Below are 4,106 nucleotides of genomic sequence, written 5' to 3' on the forward strand. Positions count from 1 at the left end.
TCCGGTGGCCAGCAGCCGGCACTCGTCGCCGGGGGCGATGTCGGCGCGCGACGAGTCGGGCAGCGCGCAGTACGGACCGCGCAGCCATTCACCGAGGCTGTGGAATCCGAAAACGCCGTTGGTGTACCAGAGGAATCCGAGGATGGTTGTCAGCACGACGGCCGCCGCTGCGATCAGCAGCCGGGTGCGTAGTTCGGTGAGGTGCTCGACCAGCGACATCGTGCCGTCGGGGTTGACCCGGGCGCGACGGCGCCGCGGGTCAAGTTTCTTGAAGATTCCGGGGGTGTGCACGGCGGCTGCCTATGGGCTGACTACGAACAGGGCCAAGCCACGCGGCACGGCGCCGCGGGTCCGCGATCGACGCGGGTCAGGCCGAGTGCTTGTCGGATGCCTGCTCGGTGTTCGTCGGCGTCGGGCCCGGCTGATCCACCCGCTCGGATGCGATCGGAGTGGCCGGCGCAGAGGCCTCCGGCGTCGCGTCGGACTTCTCGCTGTCCGCCTGCATCTCCTTGATCTCCGACTTGAAGATCCGCATCGACTTACCGAGGGAGCGAGCCGCGTCCGGCAGCTTCTTGGCACCGAAGAGCAGCACGAACACCGCGATGACGATCACCCAGTGCCAGGGTTGTAGACCACCCAATTTTGGTCACCTCCAGAGTCTGCGCCGAGTCTACCCGTCTACGGTTCCAGGACCACTAGGTCATAGGCCCGCAATGCCGCCGCCGCGGATTCCCGCACCCGGCGGGCCAGCGAGTCCGGCGCCAGCACCTGCACTGCGGACCCGAACCCGAGCACGAAACGCGACATCCACTCCTCGGCCGCGTAGGTCATCTCGGCCTCACATCCGCCGTCGGGCAGCTCGGCCACCACCCGCAGCGGGTAGTAGTCGAACATCCACGCTGCGGTGCGGTCGATCAGCAGCGTCGCCGACGGCAGGGTGGGGTCGGCGGCCTCGGGTGAGAACAACGAGGTGTCGGGGGCGGCCTGGACGGCCGGCGGCGGCGGCGCCGATGCCTCGTCGAGAACCCGCGCGTCGACGATGCGGTCGAAGCGGAACAGCCGTACCCCGTCGGCCGACCGGCACCACGCCTCCAGGTAGCTGTGATCAGCCACCAGCACCACCCGGATCGGGTCGACGATTCGGCTGGTCAGCACGTCGTGGGAGGCCGAATAGTACTCGATCGCCAGCGCCATCCCGTCCCGAACCGCGGTGCGCACCGCCGCCGCGGCTGCGCATTCCATCGGGGCGCGCTCATCGACGGCGGTCTCGGCGTCGTTGCCGGGGCTGACCGTCCCAGCCGCCGACTCGATCTTGGCGATGGCACTGCGCGCGGCCTGCGGGTCCACCATGCCCGGGACATCGACCAGCGCCCGCAGCGCGACCAGCACCCCGGTGGCTTCCGGCGAGGTCAACCGCAGCGGATGGTCGATTCCGGCCGAGAACGTGACTTCGATTGTGTCACCGGAGAATTCGAAGTCGATCAGGTCACCTGGTCCGTACCCGGGCAGACCGCACAGCCACAGCTGGTTGAGATCCTCCTCGAGCTGTCGGGGCGTGACGCCGAGTTCGGCCGCGGCCTCGGCACGGGTGATCCGCGGATTGGTCTGGAAGTACGGCACCATGTTCAGCAGCCGGACCAGCCGGGTCGAAATCGGTGTCATGCGCGATCCGCCTTCGCTCCTCGCTCGCAAGTCATGCGCGATCCGCCTTCGCTCCTCGCTCGCAAGTCATGCGCGATCCGCCTTCGCTCCTCGCTCGCAAGTCATGCGCGATCCGCCTTCCCGGCATGCGCCCGCAACCGGGCCATGACCTCGTCGCGCAACGACGGCGGTTCCAGCACCACCGCATCGGCGCCATAGCCGGCGATCTCGCGGGCCAGCCGGTCGACCATCCCGATGTCGATCGTCAACTCCGCACCGGAGCGGCCGCCCAGTGCCCGCGGCCCGACGGTGGTGGCTTGGCGCCGCAGCGCGGTCGCCCGCCCGTCGGCGACCCACACCTTGGCCTGCGCACCGGTCGGCCACTCACTGACCGCGCGGCGCACGATGTCACGCAGGTCGACGCCGTCGGGGCGGTGTACCGCTCCGGCCGGACCGATCGCGGTGACTTCGGCGCCGATGCGGGACAGCCGAAACGTTCGGGTGTCGTCGCGGTCTCGGTCATGGCCGACCAGGTACCACCGGCCCCGGTGGGTGATCACACCCCACGGCTCGACGGTGCGCGTGGTGAACGGTTCACTGCGCACCGAGCGGTGCGCGAACTGCACAGCATGGCCGGAGTCGATGGCCGATAGCAGGACGCCGAGCACCGCCTCCGAGCCGCGCAGACCGGGCAGTGCTGCAGTCGAGCTGATGGCCACCCCGCCGTCACCGCCGTCGACGTCGGCGCCTGCGGCGCGCAGCTTGAGCAACGCGCTTTGGGTGGCGGTGATCAGCTCCGGCGACTCCCACAACCGGGTCGCGACGGCCACCGCGGCCGCCTCGTCGGCGGTCAGCTGAACCGCCGGCAGCGCATAGGCCTCCCGGTTGATCCGGTAGCCCTCGGTTGGGTCGTAGGCCGAGACCCGGCCGGTCTCCAGCGGGATGCCCAGGTCGCGTAATTCGTTCTTGTCCCGCTCGAACATCCTGCTGAACGCCTCATCGCTGGGGCTATCGGAATAGCCCGCGACGATCTTGCGGATCCGTTCGGCAGGCAGGAACGTGCGGGTGGACAGCAGTGCGATGACCAGGTTCATCAGCCGCTCGACTTTGGACGTCGCCACGGCAACAGCTTAGGGCGTGCGGCGAAAGCCACGCGCAGACAGTTCAGCCGGTGCCGGTGAACGGGACGAAGCGACGGAATTTTCCGGTGACCGCGTGCCGGTCGAGGCCGTCAACCGGCCGCACCGCGACGTCGGGGATGCGCAGCCCGCTGTCGATGAGCGCCCGGCGCAACCGGTCGGAAAGTGTCTCGAGATGGGGCCCCTCGGGGGTCACCGCGAACACCTCGATTCCGCACCGGGTTTGGCGCACTTGATAGTCGAGGACTTGAGGCGTCGTCACCAGGACAGATCGAATCGCGATGGGATGGACTTCCACGCTGCCGTAGCGCAACACGTCGTCGTTTCGTCCCTGGACCCGGGCCCGAAGATAGCCGGACTCCTTCGCATCGGGCTGCCGGACGAAGGCATCGGTGAGCTCGTAGCGGATCAGCGGCTGCGTCAGGTTGTAGAGGTTGGTGACCAGCACCTTGGCCGACGAGGCTCCCGGCGCAACAGGTCTGTTCTCGCTGTCGACCAACTCCACGATGCACACATCTGTGTTGAAAACGAAGACATCGTCATCAGGGCACGTCTTTCCGACGAGGCCCTCGGTGGAGCCGAAGGCGTCCACAACCGGCACCCCGAACGCGTCCCGGATGGCGGCCCGCATCTCGGGCAGCAACGTCTCACTGGTCGAGTTCACCATGGCCGGTGCGATTCGAAGGCGACCGCCGCTCGCTTCGGCCGCCAACCGGGACAGCATTGAGGCGTACCCGGTGAGAACGCCGGGCTGCAGCGCATTGAGGCGCGCCACGATCTCGCCGAGCGCCGCGGTGGCAGGCACCAGGCCCGACCGCACCGGCGCCGCACCCGCGCTGGTCAGGGCGGCAAGCATCCCGGTGGCGTGCACGGCCGACGGCGACGAGACGAACGCCATCAGCGGTTGCCCACCGGGCGCCTCAGCGATCGGGTCGGCCGGCCCGGACTCACGCAGCACCGATGCGGTGAACGTGCTCACCGCAGTGCGGTCGAGGACGAATGTTGCACGCTGGCCCGAGCAACCGCCGGAGGCCAGCGCGATGTAATCGCCCAGTATCGGAACCGGTTCGGTACCGGTGGCCGCCAGCGCCGATTCGACCGCGGCCTGGCTGAGCCGTCGGTCGGTGAACACGTCGTCGAGCTCTGCCATCATCTGCGCCTTGGTCATCACCGGCAGCGCTGACAGGTCGTCGGGACTGATGGTGGCAATGTCCATGCCGGCCAAGCGCTTACGGTGGAACGGTGAGTGCTCGGCGGCGTGCCGCAACAGGGTCTGGAGGCCGTCTCGCTGGGCGAACGCAATCTGTTCAGCCGTCCAGTTCAGCC

General features: G+C 68.6%; 4 protein-coding genes and 1 pseudogene. All 5 read right to left on the reverse strand.

The window, feature by feature from the left end:
- Positions 1 to 291 (reverse strand): annotated as a pseudogene (locus ACN269_RS34040) (hypothetical protein); the annotation flags it as partial.
- A gap of 76 nt (positions 292 to 367) precedes the next feature.
- Positions 368 to 613 (reverse strand): Sec-independent protein translocase subunit TatA, encoded by a 246-nt coding sequence (tatA, locus tag ACN269_RS34045; RefSeq protein ID WP_421477351.1) that lies wholly within the window; start codon positions 611 to 613, stop codon positions 368 to 370.
- A gap of 65 nt (positions 614 to 678) precedes the next feature.
- A complete protein-coding gene (locus tag ACN269_RS34050) occupies positions 679 to 1,662 on the reverse strand; it encodes a helix-turn-helix transcriptional regulator (RefSeq protein WP_421477353.1) in 984 nt (327 codons plus the stop codon).
- 101 nt (positions 1,663 to 1,763) lie between these two features.
- Positions 1,764 to 2,762: a helix-turn-helix transcriptional regulator gene (locus ACN269_RS34055; RefSeq protein WP_421477355.1), complete on the reverse strand. Its 999-nt coding sequence runs from the start codon at positions 2,760 to 2,762 to the stop codon at positions 1,764 to 1,766.
- A gap of 43 nt (positions 2,763 to 2,805) precedes the next feature.
- A partial coding sequence (locus ACN269_RS34060) for a phenylacetate--CoA ligase family protein (protein WP_421477356.1) occupies positions 2,806 to 4,106 on the reverse strand: 1,301 nt, incomplete at its 5' end.

The organism is Micromonospora sp. WMMD736 (assembly GCF_049179015.1).
Lineage (GTDB): Bacteria > Actinomycetota > Actinomycetes > Mycobacteriales > Micromonosporaceae > Micromonospora.